This is a genomic window from Microbacterium sp. 1154, assembly GCF_031455375.1.
GTDB lineage: Bacteria > Actinomycetota > Actinomycetes > Actinomycetales > Microbacteriaceae > Microbacterium.
The window spans coordinates 511,340-533,000 of record NZ_JAVDSN010000001.1; the positions used below are offsets into that span (position 1 = coordinate 511,340).

Annotated in this window: 18 protein-coding genes and 1 pseudogene; 7 read left to right on the forward strand and 12 right to left on the reverse strand. The window is 68.1% G+C overall.

What is annotated here, in order from left to right; all coding sequences use genetic code 11:
• From J2X55_RS02275 to sfnG, 5 genes are all read right to left on the reverse strand, one after another.
• On the reverse strand, positions 1-1,074 hold the full coding sequence (locus tag J2X55_RS02275; protein WP_103207537.1) for an ABC transporter permease: 1,074 nt from the start codon (positions 1,072-1,074) through the stop codon (positions 1-3).
• Between the two features lie 121 nt (positions 1,075-1,195).
• A complete protein-coding gene (locus J2X55_RS02280) occupies positions 1,196-2,827 on the reverse strand; it encodes an ABC transporter substrate-binding protein (RefSeq protein WP_309821699.1) in 1,632 nt (543 codons plus the stop codon).
• Positions 2,828-2,990: 163 nt separating this feature from the next.
• Complete coding sequence (locus J2X55_RS02285) at positions 2,991-3,605, reverse strand: hypothetical protein (protein ID WP_309821700.1); 615 nt, start codon at positions 3,603-3,605, stop codon at positions 2,991-2,993.
• A 62-nt stretch (positions 3,606-3,667) separates the two neighbouring features.
• On the reverse strand, positions 3,668-6,772 hold the full coding sequence (locus J2X55_RS02290) for a M14 family zinc carboxypeptidase (protein WP_309821701.1): 3,105 nt from the start codon (positions 6,770-6,772) through the stop codon (positions 3,668-3,670).
• 160 nt (positions 6,773-6,932) lie between these two features.
• Positions 6,933-8,066 (reverse strand): dimethylsulfone monooxygenase SfnG, encoded by a 1,134-nt coding sequence (gene sfnG, locus J2X55_RS02295; protein WP_115916482.1) that lies wholly within the window; start codon positions 8,064-8,066, stop codon positions 6,933-6,935.
• 123 nt (positions 8,067-8,189) lie between these two features.
• Here sfnG and J2X55_RS02300 point away from each other — a divergent pair, with 123 nt between their 5' ends.
• Positions 8,190-9,251, forward strand: coding sequence for an LLM class flavin-dependent oxidoreductase (locus J2X55_RS02300; RefSeq protein ID WP_210111620.1), 1,062 nt, complete (start codon positions 8,190-8,192; stop codon positions 9,249-9,251).
• 497 nt (positions 9,252-9,748) lie between these two features.
• Here the strand turns inward: J2X55_RS02300 and J2X55_RS02305 are convergent, their stop codons facing one another.
• Together J2X55_RS02305 and J2X55_RS02310 are read right to left on the reverse strand one after the other, a co-directional pair.
• Positions 9,749-11,062, reverse strand: a complete 1,314-nt coding sequence (locus tag J2X55_RS02305) for an O-acetylhomoserine aminocarboxypropyltransferase/cysteine synthase family protein (protein WP_115916480.1) — start codon at positions 11,060-11,062, stop codon at positions 9,749-9,751.
• Positions 11,055-11,996, reverse strand: coding sequence for an alpha-L-glutamate ligase (locus tag J2X55_RS02310; RefSeq protein ID WP_309821702.1), 942 nt, complete (start codon positions 11,994-11,996; stop codon positions 11,055-11,057). Before J2X55_RS02310 ends, J2X55_RS02305 begins: the two co-directional genes overlap by 8 nt.
• A gap of 101 nt (positions 11,997-12,097) precedes the next feature.
• On the opposite strand from J2X55_RS02310, the gene J2X55_RS02315 reads away from it, so the two are divergent.
• The gene (locus J2X55_RS02315; RefSeq protein ID WP_309821703.1) at positions 12,098-12,928 is read left to right on the forward strand and encodes a class I SAM-dependent methyltransferase; all 831 of its coding nucleotides are present in this window, start codon (positions 12,098-12,100) and stop codon (positions 12,926-12,928) included.
• 501 nt (positions 12,929-13,429) lie between these two features.
• Here the strand turns inward: J2X55_RS02315 and J2X55_RS02320 are convergent.
• Both J2X55_RS02320 and J2X55_RS02325 read right to left on the reverse strand, forming a co-directional pair.
• Positions 13,430-15,226 carry an alpha/beta hydrolase gene (locus tag J2X55_RS02320; protein WP_309821704.1) on the reverse strand — a complete coding sequence of 599 codons (1,797 nt, stop codon included), beginning with the start codon at positions 15,224-15,226 and terminating at the stop codon, positions 13,430-13,432.
• Entirely contained in the window at positions 15,223-15,513 is a 291-nt protein-coding gene (locus J2X55_RS02325; protein WP_115916472.1) for a type VII secretion target, read from the reverse strand. The genes J2X55_RS02320 and J2X55_RS02325 overlap by 4 nt, the downstream gene beginning before the upstream one ends.
• Positions 15,514-15,677: 164 nt before the next feature.
• Here J2X55_RS02325 and J2X55_RS02330 point away from each other — a divergent pair, with 164 nt between their 5' ends.
• From J2X55_RS02330 to J2X55_RS02345, 4 genes are read left to right on the forward strand one after another with little or no spacing between them, the layout of a single operon-like run.
• Positions 15,678-16,613 carry an ABC transporter ATP-binding protein gene (locus J2X55_RS02330; RefSeq protein ID WP_115916470.1) on the forward strand — a complete coding sequence of 312 codons (936 nt, stop codon included), beginning with the start codon at positions 15,678-15,680 and terminating at the stop codon, positions 16,611-16,613.
• On the forward strand, positions 16,610-17,407 hold the full coding sequence (locus J2X55_RS02335) for an ABC transporter permease (protein ID WP_309821705.1): 798 nt from the start codon (positions 16,610-16,612) through the stop codon (positions 17,405-17,407). The genes J2X55_RS02330 and J2X55_RS02335 overlap by 4 nt, the downstream gene beginning before the upstream one ends.
• Before the next feature lie 19 nt (positions 17,408-17,426).
• Complete coding sequence (locus tag J2X55_RS02340; protein WP_309821706.1) at positions 17,427-18,536, forward strand: sensor histidine kinase; 1,110 nt, start codon at positions 17,427-17,429, stop codon at positions 18,534-18,536.
• The gene (locus tag J2X55_RS02345) at positions 18,533-19,138 is read left to right on the forward strand and encodes a response regulator transcription factor (protein WP_115917473.1); all 606 of its coding nucleotides are present in this window, start codon (positions 18,533-18,535) and stop codon (positions 19,136-19,138) included. Before J2X55_RS02340 ends, J2X55_RS02345 begins: the two co-directional genes overlap by 4 nt.
• Here the strand turns inward: J2X55_RS02345 and J2X55_RS02350 are convergent.
• Together J2X55_RS02350 and J2X55_RS02355 are read right to left on the reverse strand one after the other, a co-directional pair.
• Positions 19,139-19,246: pseudogene (locus J2X55_RS02350) on the reverse strand (DUF779 domain-containing protein); the annotation flags it as partial.
• Between the two features lie 477 nt (positions 19,247-19,723).
• On the reverse strand, positions 19,724-20,539 hold the full coding sequence (locus J2X55_RS02355; RefSeq protein WP_309821707.1) for a hypothetical protein: 816 nt from the start codon (positions 20,537-20,539) through the stop codon (positions 19,724-19,726).
• Positions 20,540-20,632: 93 nt separating this feature from the next.
• On the opposite strand from J2X55_RS02355, the gene J2X55_RS02360 reads away from it, so the two are divergent.
• Positions 20,633-21,025, forward strand: coding sequence for a YbaB/EbfC family nucleoid-associated protein (locus J2X55_RS02360; protein ID WP_115916464.1), 393 nt, complete (start codon positions 20,633-20,635; stop codon positions 21,023-21,025).
• 141 nt (positions 21,026-21,166) lie between these two features.
• On the opposite strand, the gene J2X55_RS02365 is transcribed toward J2X55_RS02360, so the two are convergent.
• Positions 21,167-21,556: a DUF779 domain-containing protein gene (locus J2X55_RS02365; RefSeq protein ID WP_115916462.1), complete on the reverse strand. Its 390-nt coding sequence runs from the start codon at positions 21,554-21,556 to the stop codon at positions 21,167-21,169.
• Positions 21,557-21,661: the final 105 nt, after the last annotated feature.

A 21,661-nucleotide genomic window follows, 5' to 3' on the forward strand; every position in this document is an offset into this window, starting at 1 on the left:
TCAATACCTCACTCGCGGGTCGATGATCGCCGCGATGACGTCGACCAGGAAGTTGGTGAAGGCGACCAGCACGGCGATGATCACGACGATGCCCTGCACGGCGACGAAGTCGCGCGCCTTCAGGTACTCGCTGAGCATGAAGCCGAGGCCCTTCCACTCGAAAGTGGTCTCGGTCAGCACGGCGCCCGACAGCAGCAGGGCGATCTGCAGGCCGATCACGGTGATGATCGGGATGAGCGCGGGGCGGTACGCGTGCTTGGTCACCAGGCGGTACTCCCCCACGCCGCGCGACCGCGCCGAGGTGACGTACTGCGCGCCCAGGGTGCCGATCACGTTCGTGCGGACCAGGCGGAGGAAGATGCCCGCGGTCAGGATGCCGAGAGCCACACCGGGCAGGATCGCGTGGATCAGCACGTCTCCCGCGGCGGCGCCGTCGCCGAGGCGGATCGCGTCGAGCAGGTAGATGCCGGTGGGGTTCTCGATCGAGGCGAACTTGAGCTCGGTGCGGGTGCTCGCGCGCCCGGCGACCGGGAGGACGCTCAGCCACACCGAGAAGACGAGCTTGAGCAGCAGGCCGACGAAGAAGATGGGCGTCGCATACCCGAGGATCGCCCCGATGCGCAGGGTCGCGTCGGGCCAACGGTCGCGCTTGTAGGCGGCGAGCAGACCGAACGGGATGCCGATCAGCAGCGCCACGAAGAGCGCATAGATCGCGAGCTCGAGGGTGGCCGATCCGTACTGCAGCAGGATCTCGATCACCGGACGGTTGTCGGTGAGCGTGGTGCCGAAGTCGCCGCGGAGGATCCCGCCGATGTACTCGAAGTACTGGACGATCAGCGGCCGGTCGTAGCCGGCCTGCGCGATGCGCTCCGCGAGTTGATCAGGAGGAAGACGGCCGCCGAGCGCGGCGGTGATCGGGTCGCCCGTGATGCGCATGAGCACGAACACCACGGTGACGAGGATGAACACCGTCGGGATGATCAGGAGCAGACGGACCAGGATGTAGCGCCACAGTCCTCCGCCCCTGGGAGCGACGGGTTTGGCGATGTCGGCAGCGTCGACGGCGGTGACCATACGGGAGAGACCTCACTCGAAGGGGGAACGGCGCCTCATCGCTCCGCTCTCACCCGACGACCGAGGGTACGTGACCCCCGGTCGTCAGGCGTGCGGAATCGCGCGAGGCGCCGATTCGGTGTTACTTGTGCAGAGGTGCGTAACGGAACTTGAAGGAACCGTCGAGGACGGCGCCCTCGACGCTCGAGCCCACGATCGCGACCTGCTTGCCCTGGAGCAGCGGCAGCGTCGAGAGGTCGGCGGCCACCTTGTCCTGGATCTCGCCGATCTCCGACTCGCGCGTGGTCTTGTCGGTCTGCGTCGCCTGGTCGACGAGCAGCTGCTGGACCTCGGCGTTGTCGTAGTGGTTCAGCAGGAAGTTGTCCTTCGAGAAGAACGGGGTGAGGTAGTTGTCGGCATCCGAGTAGTCGGGGAACCAGCCGAGCTGGTACGCGGGGTACGCGTCGGCCTTGCGGTCCTTCGTGTACTGCACCCACTCGGTCTGAGCGAGGTTGACCGTGAACAGGCCGTCCTTCTCGAGCTGCGCCTTGACCGCGGCGTACTCGTCGCCCGACGAGGGGCCGTAGTGGTCGCCGTTGTACTGCAGGTTCAGCGTGACGGGCGTCGTGAGACCGGCGGCCTCGAGAGTCGCCTTGGCCTTGGCGGCATCGGGCTTGCCCTGGCCGTCGCCGTACAGGTCCTTGAGCGCCTCGTTGGCGCCCGCGAGACCCTGCGGAACGTAGGAGTACAGCGGCGAGTAGGTGTCCTTGTACACGTCGGTCGCGATGGCCTGGCGGTCGACGAGGTCGGCCGCGGCCTGGCGGATCGCGAGCGACTTGGCGGGGTCGGCGTCGGCCGTCTTCGTGCCGTAGGGCATGGTGTCGAAGTTGAAGACGATGTAGCGGATCTCGCCACCGGGGCCGTCGACGACCTTGACCGCGTCGTCCTGCTGCAGGTCGGCGACATCGGTCGCGCTCAGGCTGCGGTAGGCGACGTCGATCGCACCCGACTGCACGTCGAGCTTCAGGTTCGACGAGTCGGCGTAGTACTTGGTCGAGATGCCGCCGTTCGCGGCCTTGGGGAGCGAGCCCATGTAGTCGGCGTACGGCGCGTACGAGATGAGCTCGTTGGGCTTGTACGACTCGATCGTGTACTGACCGGCGAAGGCCTTGCCCTCGACGATCGTGTCGTCCGAGGTGACGGCGGAGGCCGAGAAGACCTCTTCGTCGACGATCGGCGCGGCGGGGCTCGACAGGATCTGGGGCCAGACCTGGTCGTTGCCGTTCTTGAGGGTGAAGACGACGGTGGTGTCGTCGGGAGTGGCGACGCTTTCGAGGTTGCCCAGCAGCGATGCGGGGCCGTTCGGGTCGTTGATGGCGACCTGGCGGTCGAACGAGAACTTCACGTCGGACGACGTCAGGTCGTGGCCGTTCGCGAACTTCAGGCCGGACTTGAGCTTGACCGTGTACTCGGTCGGCGAGGTGAACTCGGCCGACTCGGCGATGTCGGGAGTGACCTCGGACGTGCCGTACTGGCTGTTCATGAGGAAGGGGTAGATCTGCGTCATGACGGCGAACGAGCCGTTGTCGTACGAGCCGGCCGGGTCGATCGAGGTGATCTTGTCGGTGGTGCCGATGACGAGCGGGTCGGTCGATCCGCCGTCCGAGGAGCCGCCCCCGGTCGTGGTCGTGCAGCCCGCCAGAACGAGGGCCGACGCGCCGAGAGCGCCGAGAGCGAGGCCGAGACGGCCGCGTCCACTGTTGTGCAGTGTCATGTTTTACCTCTGCTGTGAAGTGTCGATTGCGACAGACGCCGCAGTCCTTCGGACATCTAAGTCCGATTTCCGCCGCTCACAAAGACATCGCGCGCATATTTACGAGACCGAAACTCAAGGGCGGTGCGACGCAGTCTCACGGCGTTGACGCGTCCGGGGCTCGTCACCCGAGCTCTCTCGCGACCGCGATCGTGCTGCTCACCGTGCCGCCCGCGCCCTGGACCGTGAGCGTGAACACCTGGTCGGCGTCGCGGCACGCGAACGACACCGAGGTGAATCCGTCGGTGCTGGTGGCGACCTCCGCCGTCGGCTGGACGGACGCGTCGCTCGTGTTCACGCCGATCCAAGCGCGGTCGGCACCTTCGGTTCGCCACGAGAAGGTCAGCGGAACGACGCTGTCGCGCTCGTCGGGGCAAACCGCCACCTCGGGTTGCACGGCGAACGACGAGATGATCGGGGCGTCGGCCGCGGGCGGGACGGGAGCGACAGGAGCGACGGATGCCGATGGCTCGGCCACCGCGGTCGCCGACGGCGCCGCGCTGGGGGCGGCCGTCGTCTGCGTGGGGCTCGCGGCCGCGGTGGCGGAGGGCGTGGTCACGGGGACGTTCCGGCCCTCGGGTGCGCGGACCGCCGCGGCGATGGCCCAGATGGCCAGGGCGATCCCCGCCACGACAAGGAGTACGCCGATCACCACGGCGGCGCGACGGCGGGTGCGGTTCTCGGGGGGTGCGGAGGCGTCGTCGCGGTCGGAGTCGATGGGTTCTGTCGGGTCGGTCATGGGTGGAGCTCCAGGGGGTGGGGGAGTCCGGGGAGGGGCGGGTGCCCCTCCCCGGACGGGTGTCACTGCGTGCTGCTCGTCGAACGCACCCGGCCGATGACGACCAGGCCTGCACCGATCATGCCCGCGGCGAGCGCCAGCCAACCGAGCGACGACACGTCGGGTGCACCCGTGGTGGCCAGATCACGCGGGGCGTTCCCGGCCGGAGCGGGGACCGGAGTCTCCGTGGGGTCCGAGCTCGGCGTCGGAATCGGCTCCGCGGCGGCGGCGACCACGACGAGGTCGTCCCAGCCGAAGAGCGTTTCTTCGGCCGCGAGCGCGGCGACGCGCGCGGCGCTGGGCGCCGGCTCGTCCGATCGCAGCACCGCGATGCGCAGATCCCCGAGTGCCAGGTCGCCCGGCAGGGTGAGGGTCGCCGAGGTCGCGGTGACCTCATCGAACTCGACCGCCAGGGAACCCGGGAACAGCACCGCGAAGGGGTCGTCACCGGTGAGGTCGGCTCCCAGCTCGACGGTGATCGTCTGCCCGGCGACGGCCGTATCCGGCACGGTCACGGTGCCGCGCGTGGCATCCGTGAGGTCTTCCTCGATGACGCTCGGCGGCGGAACCACCGGGGTTCCCTGGCCGACCGCCCAGAACACCGCCCGGGCGATGTCGCTGAACGCTCCGACGGGGTGCGCACGGTAGGTGGGCGAGGTGCCGAACACGAAGGCCCGCGAACCGGACACACCCGTGAGCGAGACCGCCGACGCCTGGCCGGCGGCATCCTGAATCGATCGTCCCTGCGTCGCGCGCCAGTGACCCGAGACGAAGGTGTCGGTGGTCGCGTAACGCTGCTCGACGGTGACACCGGACGCGGGGGTCGGGAACCACGCGAACGAGGAGCCGAAGACGGTGTCCTGCGGGTAGTCGCCGAGGACTCCGTCGGCCGGTGTCTCGACGCGCGCGATGCCGTTCGACCCGCTCGTTCCCGAGACGGCGGCGAGCGGTGTGATGTAGGTGCTGACGAACGCGGCGGCGGCCGTGCCGCGACCGACGACCGGCTTGCCCGCGGCGATGTACGCGCGCACCTTCTCGGCGCCCGCGGACTGGGTCTGCGAGAAACTCAGGCCCGTGCCGATGTAGAGCACGTCGAGGGCGCCGAGGTCGACGTCTCCGGAGGTGACACCCGCGGCAGACACCGCGACGGGGGTCGAGAAACCCAGCTTGATCAGGGCGTCCCGGTCACCGGCGTCTCCGACGTAGCCGATCCTCGTGGGCGCCAGTGCGGTGCTCTCGCCGTCGCGGAGGGCGCGTCCATCGCTCAGGACGAAGTCCACGCCGAAGACGGCGGCGGCCTCACGGGCGGCCGTGCGCGAAGCGTCGTCCGCCCCCACGACGATCGTTCCGTCGGGCAGCTGTGACAGGGCGACGCCCTCCGCGAGGAGCGCGTTCACGGCCTGCCAGTCGGCGACGCCGCGCGGTTCGAAGGTGAGGTAGCCGGCACCGTCGGGAGCCGCTCCGGTGAGGGGCGCCGTGGTGACCCGCTCCACCGCGGTGGTCGGCGCGGGGTCCGTCGTCTCGCCCACACGGACGACGTCGGCACCCCAGAGCAGAGCCAGGCTCCACGCCGAGATGTCGTACATGTCGGGAACGCGGTTCGAGATGTCGGATCCGTCGGCCAGGAGCACGTTGGCCAGGCCGCGCAACGGCTGGTGCATGTCGACGTAGTACGAGCCGGCGGGGTAGTCCATGCCGTCGATGCGCGCGCCGGAGGTCATGCGGTCGACCCGGACGCCGTTCACGAGCAGCTGCTGCACGAGGGTCTGGGCGTCGGACTCGGAGCGCTGGCCGGCGCCGACGGGGATGACGTAGGCGCGGGGGAAGTCGGCGTTGTAGACGTCGGTCTCGTCCCAGATGTCCGTCCACTCCGTCGGCACGCCCGGAGCGAGGTCGCTCGGGGCGATGTCGGCCGGGATCTCGCGGCTGGGCTCGCCGGCCGTTCCGCGACGGAAGATCTCGATCTGGTTGTCGAGCAGCGCGTCGCTGTGGGTGTCGACGTAGTCCACGACGGTGTCGATGACGACCTCGGCGACCTCGATGTTCACCTTCGCGCGAGCGGGCTGGTCGCCACTACGACCGAGGGGGAGCTCGACGGTGTTCGTGATCGCACCCTGGTACGCCACGTACTGCGGGGCGAAGATCGGGGGCCAGTCGTCCCACCCCGAGCGCTGGTCGCGGAAGGGGATGTTGATGTAACCGGTGTTGGTGGAGGTGACCCCGCCGGACGCCGGGTCGTAGTAGGTGTTGCCCGGGATGTTCGCCGCGGTCACGGCCTGCTCGATCTCGAGCGCGGTCGCGTAGGCGTGGGGCACGAAGAGGTCGTACTCGTAGTTCTCGCCGTGCGGCGGGCCACAGGGCTCGACCTGGAGCACGTTCGTGTAGCCGTGCAGGTCGATGAAGTAGGTCGGCTGGATGACGCTCGCCAGGTCGCGGACGATGGATGCCTCGGCGGTCGCGCCCGTGATGAAGTCGCGGTTCGGGTCGTAGCCGTTGGCCGTTCCGCGCTGGCCCAGGGCCCGCCCGTCGGGGTTGTTGGTGACCGTGAAGTAGATGCGGTGGTCGGTGAGCATCTCGGTCGTGGCCGGGTCGGTGCTCGTGGCGAGGTCCTCGATGTAGTTGAGGGTCGCGTCGGTTCCCTCCCACTCGTTGCCGTGGATGTTGCCGTTGAACCACATCGGCACCTTGTAGCCGGACTGCAGGGCCGCGTCGGCGGCGGCAGCGGCCGGGTCGGCCTTGATCAGGTCTCGCCAGACACCCTGTTGGCGCGTCTGCTCGGCGTTTTCGGGGGTGGTCAGAGTGACCAGGTAGATGTCACGCCCCTGAGCAGAGGTGCCGACGACCTGCGCGGAGACGCGGTCGCTGGCATCCATCAGCGTGTTCAGGAACGGCGCGATCTCGTCGTACGGGCGGACCCCGCGGGCTATCGACTTGTCGTCGGGGTTGTCGGGGAAGACCTTGAGGTCGGGCTGCGCCGGGTAGGCCGTCGGCATGTCGATCAGCGGCGAGGCCGGTCGCACCACGCTCAGCGGCGGTGGGGCGATCGCGGCCGAGACCGGGGCGGCGGCGAACACGGTCGTCACGGCGATGCCGACGACGACCGTGCCCGCGAGAATGCGTCTCTGCACGGGTTCTCCATCAGGTTGCGCTCGCGCGGCATGGAGCTTCCCGCGCGATCGGTGGGGGGTTCAGGACCGAGCTGGATCCTGAGAACAACCTATGGATTACCTGTTACAGAGTTATGACGATATGGCGCCGATCGTGTTCATTCCGTTCGCGGCATGAACCTCAGCGCGCCGCCACACTGAGCGGGTCACCCGTCTTGGCGAGATCCGCCTCGAGCTCGCGCACGATCGGGATGACCGTTTCGCCGAAGCGCTCCAGTTCCTCTTGGAAGTGCAGGAAGCCGAGCAGGAACAGGTCGACACCGCGCTTCTTGTACTCGATGATGCGCTCGGCGATCTGCTGCGCATCGCCGAAGAGCTGCGTGCGGAACCCGTCGTTGTACTGCACGAGGTCGTCGACGCTCGAGTCGGCCCACATGCCCTTCTTGTCCGCCGTCGCGTTGCCCGCCTCCTGCACGCTTTTGCGGAATCCCTCCACCGCGCCCGAGTCGGCGTGGGCGATGATCTCGCGCAGCTGGTCCTCGGCCTCGGCACGGCTGTCGCGCTGGATGACGAACCCGTTGAGGCCGAAGCGGGTGCGCCGGCCGTGCTCCGCGGCGACACGCGTGACGTCGTCGTACTGCTCGGTGAACCCGTCGAAGTCCTTTCCGTTCGAGAAGTACCAGTCCGAGAAGGCGCCGCCGTTGAAACGTGCAGCGGTGGAGTTGCCGCCCTGGAAGATGTCGGGGTGCGCTCGACCCGGAACCTCGTACGGGAACGGCCGCAGCGTGAAGTCGGTGATGTCGTAGTACTTGCCGTGGAACGAGAACTTCTCCTGCGTCCACAGACCGCGAAGCACCTGGATGAACTCCGCCGCGCGCTCGTAGCGCTCGTCGTGCTCGAGCCACTCGAGACCCAGGTCGGTGTATTCGTCCTTGAACCAGCCGCTCACGACGTTGACGGCGGCTCGCCCGTGCGAGAACTGATCGGCCGTGTTGATGAACTTCGCCAAGACGGCCGGATGCCAGATCCCGGGGTGGATGGCGGCGATGACCTTGAGCTTCTCGGTGGCCAGCAGGAGCGCCAGGCTGATCGACGTCGACTCGTGCTGCTGCGCGGCGCCGTAGCTGGACGCGTACCGCACCTGGCTCAGGGCGTACTCGAACCCGACGCGCTCGGCCGTGCGGGCGAGCTTCACGTTGTAGTCGTAGTCCCAGTCCGTCCGCTGCTCGATCGAGCTGATGACGAGCCCGCCGCTGACATTGGGTACCCAGTACGCGAACTTCAGGGGCTCGTGGGTGGGAGTGGAATCGGTCATGGGGTCCTCCTCGCGGATCGGAACCCGGCCAACTTCGCACCGCTCGGGTCATCGGTCAACGTCATGTGACGGACCGTTTCGTCGCGTGACGCCGGGCGACGAAAGCCGGGTGAGGATGGAGCCATGACCTCCCCCCAGCGCGTGCGTTTCGGCTACTGGACCCCCATCTTCGGCGGATGGCTGCGCAACGTCGACGACGAGCAGACCCCCGTGTCGTTCGCCCACATCGCCGACATCGCGCGGGCCGCGGAAGAGGGCGGATTCGACCTGACACTCATCCCCGAGCTCAACCTCAACGACATCAAGGGTGTCGAGGCGCCGTCGCTCGACGCCTGGGCGGTCACCGCGGGGCTGGCTGCCGTCACCGAGAAGCTCGAGCTGATGACCGCCGTGCGTCCGGGCTTCCACAACCCCTTCCACACGGCGAAGCAGGCCGCGACGATCGACGAGATCAGCGGCGGACGCTTCACGCTCAACGTCGTGTCGGCCTGGTGGGCCGAAGAAGCCAAGCAGTACGAGGGCCTCTTCAGCGCCCACGACGACCGTTACGCCCGCACGATCGAATGGGTCGAGGTACTGCGCGGCCTGTGGTCGCAGACGCCGTTCGCGTACGAGGGCGAGTACTACCGCACCGAAGGCACCTACACCGAGCCCAAGCCGCAGGTGCAGCCGCGCCTGTACGCCGGCGGCGAGAGCGAGGCCGGCCGCACCGCGATCACGCGCTTCGCCGACGCGTATCTCACGCACGGCGGAACTCTGGAGGAGCTCGAGACGAAGGTCGCCGACATGCGCCGCCGCCGCGCCGAGGCCGGGGCGACGCCTTTCGAGGCCTTCGGGATGGCCGCCTACGCGATCGTGCGCGACACCGAGGAAGAGGCCCAGGCCGAGATCGACCGCATCACCGACGTGCGCGGGGGAGCGGCCTACGGCTCCTACCAGGACTTCGTCAGCAAGTCGAAGCTCGACACCCAGGTCGACCTCAAGGAGTACTCGGTGTCGAACCGCGGCCTCCGCCCCAACCTCGTGGGAACGCCCGATCAGGTGGCGGAACGCATCGTGGAGTTCGCGAACGTCGGCGTCTCGACGCTGCTGCTGCAGTTCTCGCCGCACCTCCCCGAGATGCAGCGGTTCGCCGCCGAGGTCATCCCGCGCGTGCGCCGTCTCGAGGCCCAGCGCGACGCTTGACGCGGGGTATTCAGTCGCGTCGCGACCGTCCGGCGCAGGTCGGTCGGGGCCGGGCGCAACCCCTGTTGAGTGTCCAAAACACCCGGACGGATTCGAAAAACCTCCGGGTGTTTTGGACACTCAACGTGGTGGGGACGGTGCATTCCGTTCACCGTCCCTGCCCGGGCTTCACTCGGCGGGCGATGTCGACACGGCCGCACCCCGTGTGTCGGCGCGCCGCGGCCGCACGTCGGCACGCCGCACCCGCCGTTGCCGCGGCCGCACGTCGGCACGCCGCGCCACACCAGACCGCCGAGGCATGTTGAGTGTCCAAGACACACCGAACGCGCCGCCGCCTTCACGGCGTGTTGTGGACACTCGACGCAAAGGGCGCCGCCGGGGTCGCCGCACGCCTGTTGAGTGTCCAAGAAACCCGGACGGATTCCGAGACTCTCCGGGTGTTTCGGACACTCAACAGGGCAGACGGATGGATGCCGTCACCCGCGCGATCGTGCGATCTACGCCACCGCGCGAAGGGCCTGGTCGAGATCGGCGATCAGGTCTTCGGCATCCTCGAGGCCGATCGACAGGCGGATGAGGCCGTCGCCGATGCCGAGGCGGTCGCGCGTCTCTTGCGTGAAGCCCAGGTGGGTCGTCGTCGCCGGGTGCAGCGCCATCGACCGTGTGTCGCCGATGTTCGTCATGCGACTGAAGAGCCGCAGGGCGTCGAAGAAGCGCTCCGCTGCGTCGCGTCCGCCGCGCACGGTGAACGAGAACACCGAACCCGACAGACCGTCGTAGTCACGCACGGCCAGTGCGTGCTGCGGGTGGGACGGGAGGCCGGCGTAGTCGACGCTCTCGACCGCAGCATGACCCTCGAGCCACTCGGCGATCGTCCGGGCGGTGGCGAGGTGCTGGCGCATCCGCACCGACAGGGTCTCCATGCCCTGCTGCAAGAGGAAGCCGTTGAGTGGCGAGAGCGCGGGTCCGGTGTCGTTCGCGATGCCGAATCGCAGCGACAGCTCGAATGCGCGCGGCCCGAACGCCTCGACGAACGAGGCGTGCCCTGCGATCGCGGTGTCGGTCAGCGCAGGATAGGAGCGGTCGGATGCCACCCAGTCGAACGTGCCACCGTCCACCACGGCGCCCGCGAGGTTCGCGCCGTGCCCCGAGAGGAACTTCGTCGCCGAGTGGACGACGATGTCGGCCCCGTGCTCGATCGGGCGGATGAGGAACGGTGTCGCGATGGTGTTGTCGACGACCAGCGGGATGCCGTGGCGCCGCGCCACCCGAGCGACGGCGTCGATGTCGACGACGTCGTTCTTGGGGTTCGGCAGCGTCTCGGTGAAGACCGCCTTGGTCTCGGGACGGATGAGAGCGTCCCACTCCTCCTCGTCGGCGGGGTCCCAGACGTACTCGACGGTCACTCCCATGCGAGCGAAGGTACGGTCGAAAAGCACACGGGTGCCGCTGTAGATGCTCGCGGTCGAGACGATGTGCTCACCGCTCCCCGCTAGACCGAGCAGCGCCATTGTGATCGCCGCCTGGCCCGAGCCGACGACGATGGCACCCGACCCGCCCTCGAGAGAGGCCAAACGGGCTTCCGCCACCTGGTTGGTCGGGTTCGCGTTCCGCGAGTACAGGTGGCCCAGGTCCGCGCCGGCGAACCGATCGGTCGCCTCTTGGAACGAGTCGAACCGGTACGCCGCCGACAGATGCACCGGCGTGATGCGCGAGCCGTGCGTGAGGTCTTCGACCTCGCCCGCGTGCACCTGTCGAGTGGCGAAGCCGAAGCCGTCCCACTCGGAATACGGGGGAGCGGCCTCAGACACGCGTACCGACCGCTTCCTGCGGAAGCAGCGAACCGAGCCAGCGCGCGATCTCGCGCGGTCCGGAGCGGGGCGCGGTGGCCTCGACGTCGGGGTTGTAGTTCGTGTTCGTGTTCACGTCATAGGTGACGGTGCGGCCGTCGCGCGTCTCGATGAACTCGATGCCGGCGATACCCACGCCCTCGGCCGCGAGGAACGCGAGGTAGCGATCGATAAGGATCGGATCGACGTCGTCGCGACGCCGGAACAGCGGCTCGGGCTCGACACCGTCGGCGCCCGGGACTGCGCACGCCTCGGCGGGGCACAGCTCGAAGCTGCCCGCGCTGGTGTCGACACGCACGGCGTAGACGAATCCACCGGCGACGAACTCGGCGCGCGTGACGAACGGAGCTTTGGCGATCAACAATTCCTGAAGAAGCGTGATGCCGTCGGGGGAGGGCTCGAAACCGGGGCTGCCGACCCACGCGGCGAACTCGTCGACCGTCTCCCAGCGACGCACGCCGAGGCCCTTGCCGCCCTGGTTGTGCTTGCTGATGAAGGGCGCACCGAAGTCGCGCGCCTGGGCCACCAGGTCGTCAGTGCCGAAGACGGCGACCGTGCGCGGAACATCGATGCCGGCGTGCCGCAGAGCAGCGTGCTGCGCGACCTTGCTCACCTCGAGCTCGAGCACGTCTGCGCCGTTGATCACGGTGCGACCCCACGACGCCAGCCACCGCAGCACGGCACGGCCGAACTCCTTGCTGTGGGCGTGATCGCGGGTGTGCGCCGAAGCACTCAGACGCGACCAGAACACCCCCTCCGGAGGCTCGACCGCGAGGTCGATCGACCCATCGGTGAGCAGCCACTCCTGGAACGGCACGCCCTCCGCCTCGAACGCCGCCGCGAACGGCGGGATCCACTGGGGGTTCTCGTGAATGACATAGACCTTGCCCGACATGCCGCCAGGCTAACCCGCCCCTCGGACATCGCGCCCGCCCCGCGTCACGCGGCGACACCGGGTCGCGGCATCCATATGCTCGATCTTCGGAAAGGGATGCCATGACCTCCGACTACATCGACGCCAACCGAGCCAACTGGGACGAGCGCGCCACGCTGCACGCCGCCCGAGACGGGTCGGGATACGGCATCCAGCGGTACGTCGACGACGCCGAGGCCCTGTCGGACGTGGTGCGTTTCGACCGGCCACTGCTCGGCGACATCTCGGGAAAGCGAACGGTGCATCTGCAGTGCCACATCGGCACCGACACTCTTTCCCTGGCCCGACTCGGCGCCAAGGTGACCGGACTCGACTTCTCCGAGAACGCCGTCGCCGAGGCCCGCCGGCTCGCCGCCGAGTCGGGCGTCGAGGTCGATTTCATTCAATCGGATGTGCGGGATGCCGCGAACGCCCTGCCCCGCGGAGGGTTCGACCTCGTCTACACGGGGATCGGCGCTCTGTGCTGGCTGCCGTCGATAACCGAGTGGGCGGGGGTCGTCGCCGACCTGCTCGCTCCCGGCGGCACGCTACACATCCGGGAGGGGCATCCTGTCCTGTGGGCGATGAACGAGGATCTACCGGGGCTGTCCCTCGCATTCCCGTACTTCGAACAGGCCGCTCCACTGGAGTGGGACGACGACAGCACCTACGTCGAGGTGGCCGCGCCCCTGACCTCGACGCGGACGTACGAGTGGAACCACGGTCTCGGCGAGATCGTCACGGCACTGCTCGAGCGCGGCCTGCGCCTCGACGCGCTGGTCGAGCACGACAGCGTGCCGTGGGAGGCGCTCCCCGGCCGCATGACCCAGCGCCCCGATGGCGAGTTCGCGTTGACCGAGCAGCCGTCGGTCGTGCCGCTGAGCTACACGATCAGGGCGACGAAGGTGGCGTGAGGGTCGGCTGCGGTGAGTTCAATTGAGCGAGGTCGCCCGCCACGCATGGACTCAACACTTGGAGCCCCGAGAACGTGGCGCTGACCTGCAGCTGAGTGAGGCTTCCGTCTTGCTTCGACCCTTGCAGGAAGGGCGGATCAGAAATGACATAAGTCCCGGGCTTGTCGGGGACGGGCTCGGCGCGGGCCGAGATTCCAAGCTCCTGCCACTTCTCCGCAACCTCCTCAGACAGCGTCGCGAGATCACCTTGCGTGGGCCCGAGCCTTTCCACGAAGAAGAGCCGCTGAACGAGCTCACTACCTCGCCCATCGCATCCCACCCACGTGGGCTGCGATGTCCACCCGGACTCTCCGAGAACGTCCTTGGTTGCGCGCAGGATCTGCTCGGCGCGCATCTCTACTACCCGGGTAGTCATCCCATTCCCCCCACCGTCTTGTGTCGGCACACACCCCGTCGTCGTAAGTGACAACGCAATCAGGCTCGCAAGACTCCTCCTGAGCCTCATTGGGCATCTCGGAGCGGTCGGGGGTCGATGTAAAAACGTGTGTTGATGCCTCCACTCGCGGCATGCCTGGCGAGGCTGTCGCCACCCTGCGGTATGTCCTCACCCAGACCCATGGAAGCCATTGCGGCATAGCGGAGAGTGACCGAACCGGAGTCGAGATAGCTGGGATTCTGCGGCCCGGCGCCGATTGGCCCGTGGCTGTGTACGCCACCAAACCGCTCGCCGTTCACGCGCGCGGGTTCCGACCAGAAAGCGTGTGCTCCGAACGATTCCGAGGTCGGGTCATTCCTCCCCGAGAGTCCCTGGCCCACTGGTGCCCACCCATCGTCCATTGCTTGCGTTGCATAGACTTCACCGTCCGGAACCCTCAGATCCTTCACCGATTCGATCTTGTCACTGACTCCGGCCGACCCGAGAAGCACGAGGTGGTCGGCGTCGGCCCGCTTGAGCGCGAGAGTGCTGACGTCTGTTCCGTAGGAATGCGCAATGACTGAGATGGTCGATTTTCCGCTGTTGAGTTCGTGCAAAGCCTTCATGGCGCCCAGATCGTGAGAAAGAGCCGTTGCTCCTACTTCGGCTCGAGCATCGGCAACGACCTCAGGGGCCCGCCAGAGAGGGTCGCTCACTGGGGGGTGATAGCCAAGCCAGGCGACGACGGCGATCTCATTCATGGGGGTACCCGACGCCAGAAACTGTTCCCACCTCAGTCTTGCGGCGACTGAGACGTAGGTTTCCATATCGTTCCCCACCGTCGTATTCATGCCGGGCACGACGAAGCTCACATGCTCCGCGGCATCCAAATCCCCCACGGCCACCTGCGCCAACGGCGGCCGATCCAGCACCAGTGAGGCGAGTGTGTTGCCCTTCGACGCACGATCCAGCGCCTCCAAAGCCGCCACCTGCTCCGCCTCGTCCAACGGACTGTTCCGCGCCTCCTCCAGCGCCTGGGCGAGCACGATGCGGTTCGCCCGGTCGCGTGCGGCGTAAGCCACGCCGCCGAGGTTGCCGATCACGCCGGGGGCCGTCGCGATCAGCGCGTCCTGCTGCGCCGCGCTCAGCTCGCGCCACCACGGCGCCACTTCGCTCGGGGCGATCTGCGACAGCCGGGTGACCAGGTCGGGCCGGGCATGCAGCAGCGCGGCGAGCGCGGCACCGTCGAGCGAGCGCAGGACCGACAGCACACGGTCCCACGTCAGTGTGGCCACGCCGAGTTGCGTACCGACAGCGGCCCACGTCGTGCCGCGCGCCCGCACCGCGCCGATCGCGGCGCGGACCGCCGCGGCCGCGACGGTACCCGCCGCGCGCACATCGGCGCGGGCGTCCGCGAGCATCGCCTCGGCGCGCGCTCTCGCTTCCGTGCGGGTCGTCGGGGCAGGGCCGCGGTGTCGAGCGTCGGTAGCGAAGACCGGCCACCCCCGAGCGAAGGAGGCGAACGGGGCTCCGTCGGCGGCGTCTTCCGGCAGCGACTCTGCGAACGCCCACCCTTCGATCGCCTCCGCCGCGAGGGTCTGCGCCCTGCGCAGCGCCAGGGCGTAGGTGCGCATCGGCTCGACAATCGAAGCCGCCCCGTCGCCGATCTCCGTCCACCGCTGCGCCACGGCCACCATGCGGGCGGCGTACGCGTCAGCTCCCTCGCCCCTCCAGCCGTCGATTTCGCGCTGCCACCGGAGTTCCTCGGCCGTCGTCCCCGCGACACGGCTTCGTCCCGACGCGAGATGAGCGACCTCGTACGCCGCCTCGACCGACCCCGGGACCAGCTCTTGCGCCACTGACGCCGAGCCCAGACCGCTCATAGTCCCTCCTTCAGCGTCTTCACGGTCGCGTCGGCCTTGGCATCCGCCGTCTCGTACACTTCTGCGGAGTCCCGAAGACCGGATGCCACGTCGTCCGACTGCGCGACCACTTCGGTCCACCCGCCGGTCAGCGCCTGGACGAAGTCGCCCACGGCCGCGCCCAGTTCGGCGTAACCGAGGTTGCGGGAGTCGGGGACCGCGGTCTCGCTCTCGGCGCGCTGGACGGTGACGTCGACGACCTGTGCCGTGCGACGCAATCTCTCCGGGTCGACCGAGATTTCGCGCATGCCGGAAAGGTAGACGAACTCGGCGGAGGACCTCGGAAGTTATCCACAGATCCCGCCCGCAAACCGGGCGAAGTTCACCCGGTCACCCACCCATGACGAACGTCACCCCCGAATGGTGACGGGCGGCGGATGTGCCCCGAGGCGCCCGCGGCCAGCATGAACACATGACCTCCTCCACCCCCCTCCCCGCCGCGATCGACGCGCGGGGCGTCGTCAAGAGCTTCGGCTCCGTCCACGCCGTGCGCGGCGTCGACCTCACCGTCCGACCGGGCGAGATCGTGGCCTTCCTCGGCCCGAACGGCGCGGGCAAGACCACCACGATCGACATGATCCTGGGATTGACCGATCCCGACGCCGGCAGCATCGAGGTTTTCGGTCACACCGCTCGCGGCGCCGTCGCCCGTGGTCTCGTCTCGGCCGTGCTCCAGTCGGGCGGACTGTTGAAAGACCTGACCGTGCGCGAAACCGTCGAGCTCACGGCGAGCCTGTTCGCCGAGAAACGTCCCGTCGACGAGGCACTCGAGCGTGCCGGCATCCGGAATCTGGCACGACGCAAGGTGGGACTGTGCTCGGGCGGCGAGCAGCAGCGACTGCGCTTCGCGATGGCGCTGGTGAGCGACCCGGCCCTGCTGATCCTCGACGAACCGACCACCGGCATGGATGTCGAAGCGCGCCGCTCTTTCTGGAGCGCGATTCGAGCGGATGCCGCGCGCGGACGCACCGTGATGTTCGCCACGCACTACCTCGACGAAGCTGACGAGTACGCCGACCGCATCGTGCTCATGCGGGGCGGGCAGATCGTCGCCGACGGCAGCACCACCGAGATCAAGAACCTCGTGTCGGGTCGTGTGGTTCAGGCGACGCTTCCGGATGCCGACCTCACGGCGCTCGCGGCTCTGCCCGGCGTCGACTCGGTCGAGGCCACCGGCGAGCGCGTCTCCGTCCACACGCGGGACTCGGACGCCCTCGCCCGTCACCTGCTCACCACGACCACGGCGCGTGATCTGGAGATCACCGCACAGAACCTCGAGAGCGTGTTCCTGACGCTCACCGCCGAGCCCTCGGCATCCGACCTCGTCTCGAAGGGATCACTCCGATGACCGCCATCACTCTCGACCGCCCGGTCCCCGCCTTCGGCGGCTTCACGCTGACCTACCTGCGCATCGAACTGGTGCGCAAGCTCCGCAACCCACGGAGCATCCTCTTCACCGTCGCGTTCCCCGTGCTGATGTTCTTCATCGTCGGGTTCCAGACGCTCGATGTGCCGCTCACCGATACCCCGCTGGCATCCGGGGGAGTGTCGGTGGCCGCGTACATCATGGTCTCGATGGCAATGTACGGAACCATGATGTCGGCGACGCAGACGGGCGCCGCCGTCGCTGTGGAGCGCGCGCAGGGCTGGACCCGTCAGCTGCGGCTCACGCCCCTGAATCCCGTCGCGAACGTCGTCGTGAAGATGCTCGCGGGCATGGTGTTCGGCCTCATCGCCGTGATCGCGACGTACGCGGTGGCGGCGGGTGCCGGCGTCCAGCTCGCCCCGGTGCAGTGGATCGTCACGGGAGTGTCCGCGTGGGTGCTCGCGGGAGCCGTGTTCACGACGCTCGGACTGATGGTCGGGTACATGGTTCCCGGCGAGAACGCGGCGCAGATCACCAGCCTGGCGGTGGTCCTGCTGTCGTTCCTCGGGGGGCTGTTCTTCCCCCTGTCGTCGATGCCGGACTTCCTGCAGATCATCGGCAAACTGACGCCCGTCTACGGCATCGGCGAGCTCGCTCGCTCACCCCTCACCGGCGACGGCTTCGACCTCGGCGCCCTGATCAACGCGGTCGTGTGGCTCGCCGTGTTCGTCGCCGGAACCGTGTACTTCTTCCGTCGCGACACGCGTCGCAGCTGACGCGCCTAGGGTGAACGACGTGAGCACGACGACCGGCCCGGAACGCACCCGAGTTCCGGGCCGTCGTCCGTTCCGACGGGGCTGGTTCATCGGGGCGTCGATCTCGCTGATCTGGACGTTCCCCGTCCTGGTCGAGCTCTGGGAGGGCCCGAGCGTCGCGGGTCACGTCGCCGGTACCGCGATCGTGGTCCTGTTCGCTGCCGTGTTCATGGCGACCGTCCCGTACGCCCGCGTCACGGCATCGCGTATCCGCCGGCTGGCTCCGACGCTGGTACTGTTCGCTCTCACCCTCGCCCTGGTGCCCTGGCTCGGCGCCGACATCCGCTGGATGTGGACATTCGTCGGCGTCGCCTTCGCCGTCTCGGCGATGGGCAGGAGGACCACGTGGCTCTTCATCCCTGCGCTGAGTGCCCTGTCGTTCGTGGGTGGCGAGGCGATGGACGCCGATCCGCTGTCGAACGTCGTGAACTCGGCGATCATCCTCTCGATCTCGATCATGATGTTCAGCTTCGTCGAGAACATCTCGACCCTTGAGCGCCTCCGCGCCGCCCAGGAGCAGATCGCCGAACTCGCCGCCGAGCGCGAGCGCGGCCGCGTCGCCCGTGACGTGCACGACATCCTCGGTCACTCGCTGACGGTGATCACGGTCAAGGCCGAGCTGACGGGAAGACTGATGGATGCCGGCTCCCCGGCCGCCCGCGACGAGATCGCCCAGATCGAGGGTCTGTCTCGCGGCGCCCTCGCCGACGTGCGCGCGACCGTCCACGGCTACCGCGGGGTGAGCATCAGCGGCGAAATCGCCGCGGCGCGAGCGGCCCTCGAGAGCGCGGGGGTCTCCGCCGACCTCCCCGGCTCCACCGACCAGGTTCCCGCCGACCGGCGCGAGCTCGCCGGATGGGTCGTGCGCGAGGCGGTGACCAACGTCGTCCGTCACTCCGGCGCGACCGCGTGCCGGGTGCGCCTGGACGGCCGGTCGATCGAGGTCGCCGACGATGGGTGCGGCCCGGCGTCCACGGCATCCACGGGCTCGGGACTGACGGGGCTCCGCGAACGCGTCGAGACCTCGGGGGCGCGGTTGACGATCGGTCGCAGCGACCTCGGCGGGTTCAGAGTGAAGGTGGCGTGGTGATCCGACTGCTCATCGCCGACGATCAAGCTCTCGTGCGCGGGGCCCTCGCCGCCCTCCTGGGACTCGAGCCCGACATCGAGGTCGTCGCCCAGGTCGGACGCGGAGACGAGGTCGTCGAGGCCGCGCGGTCGTCGGACGCCGACGTCGCCCTGCTCGACATCGAGATGCCCGGCCTCGACGGGATCGCTGCGTCATCCCTCCTGCGTTCGGAGGTTCCCGGATGCCGCGCCCTCATCGTCACGACCTTCGGGCGCCCCGGATACCTGGCGCGGGCCATGCAGGCCGGCGCCTCGGGTTTCGTCGTGAAGGACACCCCGGCGGCCGAACTCGCGGATGCGGTGCGGCGGGTGTCTCAGGGTCTGCGCGTGGTCGACCCGCAGCTCGCCGCCGAGTCGCTGGCTCAGGGCGACTCGCCCCTGACGGAGCGCGAAACCGACGTGCTCGCCGCAGCCCGCGACGGCGGCTCGATCGCCGACATCGCCCGCACCGTGCACCTGTCGGAGGGCACGGTCAAGAACCACCTGTCGAGCGCGATCGGCAAGACCGGCGGGCGGAATCGGGCGGATGCCGTGCGGGTCGCTGTGGAGCGGGGGTGGCTCTGATTAGGCGCCCACCCCGAACGCCACCGCCTCCTCCTCCGTCAGCATCCGCGACCGAATGAGGAATCGCATGCCCGTCGGTCCCTCGACCGAGAACCCGGCGCCTCGCCCGGAACGACGTCATGGGCGGGGGTCGTCGCCGAGCTCCCGACGCCCGGAGGGACCCTTCACATCCGGGAGGAACACCCGATCCTGTGAGCCCTGAACGAGGAGCTCCCCGGTCTCGCGCGATCTTTCCGTACTTCGAGCAGACAACCCGCTCGAGGGGGACGACAGCACGTACGTCGAGGTCTCGGCGCCGCTGACGTCGACCCGCACGTACGAATGGAATCACGGCCTCGGCGAGATCGTCACCGCCCTGCTCGGCAGAGGCCTCCGCTTCGACGCGCTCGTCGAGCACGACAGCGTCCCGTGGGAGGCCCTCCCCGGCCGCGCGACCTCACGGAAGGACGGCGAGTACGCCCTAACCGAGCAGCCGTCCGTCATGCCTCTGAGCTACACGATCCGGGCAACTAAGGGGCGTGAGCGGGGGCGCAAAACCTTCCGAAGGTGGAGGGGACTGCACAGCCCCGTTCGGCGCCCTGGATGTCATCGGCCGCCAAAAAGCAGCGCGGCACCCCCCGCAACCCCCATCGCGGCGACCACGGCCAGTAGGTACCACGTGACTCGCATACGGTTCACACGGCTTCCCCGCGACTGCATGGGCGTCACGGGCGCGCCGAACTGGTGTACCTCAGCGCCCGAGGACGAGGCGTCCATCGGGAAGGTCTCACGAACACGGTCCATGAGTAGCTGCGCTGTACGAAGAGTGTGCTCCCATGACTGCGCGTCGTCCGTCGAAAGAGAGCGAGGGGCGTACAGAAACAGCCACCGTCCGTTCAGTTCCACATCCAACGGATATGACCCGTTGTCCAACGCCTCGACGACCTCGGGCGTCAGGAGCGCGTCAGCCGCAAACTCTGCTCCGGGGGCTGCCTCTACGCGGAGGCCGCTACGACTTTCGTCCGCTAGAGCCCCGGCCGGGGTTGCCGGCAGAGGGCTCTGGGCAAAGTTCGACCGCGATTCCATCGTGACGGAGGGCATCTCGACGCCGACGTCCACAGCAAGATACCCCCACCGCTGAGTGAACTGGTTCCCCACAGCGACCTCCGTGTAGAAGCTGTCACCGATCTCCATCATGGGAGTGCCGGGGATGCGCACGATGTTGACGGCGCGCTGCGAGAATCGCGACCTGCCATTCGGTTCGCGAAAGACCACCCCGGGCAGCTGCTGCTCGACCGCATGCGTGTAGTACTGCCAGCCGTTCGCCAAGGCTAGACGAGCGACGGCGTTCGCCGTCGGGTCTGTCCTCGCCGGCGGATCGGTCGGATGCGTGAGCGGCGTGAAGTCGATGTCAGCGTGCACGGGGTCATTCTGCCCGCTGCGGTGTCAAGACGAGACTCCGTCTGTGGCGCGGGAGACCCTATGGTGTTGAGCACGACATTCAAGGAGGGCTGAGTGACGGACTCTGCAGAAGTGAAAGAAGCGCTACTCAAGCTCGACAGGCAGGTGGCCCTGAGCCAGCGTCGGGCGGAGCAGATGCAGCAACTCGCATCGGACATCGAGGCGATACGCGTCGAAATCTCCTCCCCAGGTGGGCAGGTAAACGTTTCAGTGGATGCCAACGGACGGTTGCTCGATGTCGGCTTCACTCACCAGGCGTTCGTATTGGGTCCCGATCGGGTCCGTTCGTTGCTCCTTCAGGCGCTCGACGAGGGCTACGAGGAAGCGACACGTCGCAGTATCGCCCTGGCTACGGATGCTCTCGGACCCGACGCGCCAACGGTCGCTGGCCTTCGCACGAATGCTGAACGGTACCGCCCACAAGCGAAGCAAGAGGATGCAGGGTGAGCGACGATCGTATTCGAGTAGATCCGGATTTCCTGCGGCAGCACGCTCGTAAAGTGGCGGCGCTGCCGGCAGCTCGCGACTAACGCGATGGTAAGCGACATACGAAGCGCCTCGGGTTGGTGAGGACGTGCTCCTTTGGCATTACGACGACGCGCCCACCCCGAACGCCACCGCCTCCTCCTCCGTCAGCATCCGGGAGCGAATGAGGAACCGCATACCCGTCGGGCCCTCGACCGAGAAGCCGGCCCCGCGTCCCGGAACGACATCGATGGTCAGGTGCGTGAACTTCCAGTACTCGAACTGCGACTCCGACATGTAGACCTCGACGGGGTCGTCGAGTCCGACCTCGATGTCGCCTAGGTGCACGTCGCTAGGACCGGTCAGGAACATGCCCACGGGGTAACACATGGGGGAGCTGCCATCGCAGCACCCGCCGGACTGGTGGAACATCAGCGGCCCGTGCTTCACCGTCAGCTCGCGCAGCAGCGCGGCAGCGGCATCCGTCACGTCCACGCGGGAGAGTTCTGGCATCCGTTCCCGTCCTTCGTTGAGGCCTGTCCCACTTCGTGCGGAGATCGGGGACCCGATCCGCACAAAGTGGGACATGCATACCGTCCGCCACGCTGCGCGTCCCAC

Coding starts and splice junctions, on each gene's coding strand:
- J2X55_RS02365 (WP_115916462.1), bottom strand. CDS start 21,556: ATGCCAGAACTCTCCCGCGTGGACGTGACGGATGCCGCTGCCGCGCTG.
- J2X55_RS02300 (WP_210111620.1), top strand. CDS start 8,190: ATGACCTCCCCCCAGCGCGTGCGTTTCGGCTACTGGACCCCCATCTTC.
- sfnG (WP_115916482.1), bottom strand. CDS start 8,066: ATGACCGATTCCACTCCCACCCACGAGCCCCTGAAGTTCGCGTACTGG.
- J2X55_RS02330 (WP_115916470.1), top strand. CDS start 15,678: ATGACCTCCTCCACCCCCCTCCCCGCCGCGATCGACGCGCGGGGCGTC.
- J2X55_RS02280 (WP_309821699.1), bottom strand. CDS start 2,827: ATGACACTGCACAACAGTGGACGCGGCCGTCTCGGCCTCGCTCTCGGC.
- J2X55_RS02335 (WP_309821705.1), top strand. CDS start 16,610: ATGACCGCCATCACTCTCGACCGCCCGGTCCCCGCCTTCGGCGGCTTC.
- J2X55_RS02315 (WP_309821703.1), top strand. CDS start 12,098: ATGACCTCCGACTACATCGACGCCAACCGAGCCAACTGGGACGAGCGC.
- J2X55_RS02310 (WP_309821702.1), bottom strand. CDS start 11,996: ATGTCGGGCAAGGTCTATGTCATTCACGAGAACCCCCAGTGGATCCCG.
- J2X55_RS02275 (WP_103207537.1), bottom strand. CDS start 1,074: ATGGTCACCGCCGTCGACGCTGCCGACATCGCCAAACCCGTCGCTCCC.
- J2X55_RS02320 (WP_309821704.1), bottom strand. CDS start 15,226: ATGAGCGGTCTGGGCTCGGCGTCAGTGGCGCAAGAGCTGGTCCCGGGG.
- J2X55_RS02325 (WP_115916472.1), bottom strand. CDS start 15,513: ATGCGCGAAATCTCGGTCGACCCGGAGAGATTGCGTCGCACGGCACAG.
- J2X55_RS02285 (WP_309821700.1), bottom strand. CDS start 3,605: ATGACCGACCCGACAGAACCCATCGACTCCGACCGCGACGACGCCTCC.